Annotated in this window: 1 protein-coding gene; it reads left to right on the forward strand. The window is 45.3% G+C overall.

Annotated elements, in window-relative coordinates; translation table 11 throughout:
• Positions 1-71: 71 nt before the first annotated feature.
• Positions 72-1473, forward strand: a 1402-nt coding sequence (locus B5G40_RS16535) for an IS1182 family transposase (protein ID WP_087400727.1), incomplete at its 3' end; no start/stop codon positions are given.

Genomic DNA, 1473 nt, shown 5'->3' on the forward strand with positions numbered 1-1473 from the left:
ATTGGACCTGTTGACAAAAGTCCCAAATACCCCATTCCCATGGTATAATTGAAATAAGGGAGGAATGGAGCATGATGGGACGGCAAAGCGGTCAAATGAGTATGGTGATTCTGGATATAGCAGAATTAATTCCACGCGATCACTTACTTCGGAAAATCAATCAGATGATTTCGTTTGACTTTATCTACGATCTTGTAGCGCCATATTACCCTGCAAATGGCCGCCCATCTGTTGACCCTGTTAGTATGTTTAAAATGCTGCTGGTGGGATACCTTTACGGCATTAAGTCAGAGCGCCGACTTGTCCAGGAAATTCAGCTAGACATTGCTTATCGTTGGTTTTGTGGCTTTGAACTTGGAGAAAAAATACCGGATCATTCTACCTTCAGCAAAACAAGAGTCCGCAAGTGGAATGAGAGTAGCTTGTTCCAACAGATCTTTCTGAAAATTGTCCGACGCTGTATGGAACAGGACTTGATAGACGGCAAAGAGATGGCCGCCGATGGCAGCTACATCCCCGCCGAAGTTTCAAGGAACAGCTGGATCGATATAGAAGTTGAAGTCGAGCAGAGTATGCTGAGCTATCTTGACGATCTGGACCAAGAGCTTGCATCACAGCCGGGATTTAAAAAGCCGGCGAGTCATACAATCACCAAAAAGATTACAACAAGTACAACAGATCCTGAGTGTGGCTATATCCACCACGGGAGCAAACGAGGTGTGGGATACCTCATGGAAGCGACCGTAGATTGTAAGCATGGGATTGTTACAGGAGTAGACGTATTCCCGGCAAATGAAAAAGAAAGTCTCTTGGTTTTGCGGCATCTTGAACGGCAGCAAAAACAGTTGGGCCTGTCTATGGAGAAAGTTGCTTTGGATAGAGGGTATGATACTGGTGCCGTTCACAGGGGTTTGGAACTATTGGGAATTACCGGTTATATTCCCACCATCCGTTTTCCCAATGACCCAAGTAAATATGGATTTTCATATGATCCGCAACAGGATACATTTATTTGCCCCATGGGACAGCCCCTTGTATATCACCGTCTGAACTGCAATAAGTCCACAGGGAAATACCTTCGCTGCTACCAGGTGCAAGGGGATGTCTGCCGGAAATGCACTTCCCGTAAGGCTTGTTTTGATACGGCCAGTGTGCGTAGAAGAATTTTGGCCAGCAGCTGCTATCCTGCGTTTTACAGAGGGCATTTAAGGGTCAATACTTCGGAATACCTACACATGATGAGGAAACGAAAAATCTGGGCCGAAGGCAGCTTTGCGGTTATGAAGCGCGAACACAATCTTTCCACAATACATAAGAGGGGCATTCTCGCAGCCATGGAGGAATGCCTCCTATCTGCCATGGCATTAAATCTCAAGAGGATGGTTAAGGCCATCTTTTCCGCAATACATATGGATAAAATATGGGCTGAGAATATAATTTTTCGGCCCATATTTTATCTTTGTCAACAGGTCC

The sequence above is a fragment of the Flavonifractor sp. An9 genome, assembly GCF_002161245.1.
GTDB classification, from domain to species: Bacteria; Bacillota; Clostridia; order Oscillospirales; family Oscillospiraceae; genus Flavonifractor; species Flavonifractor avicola.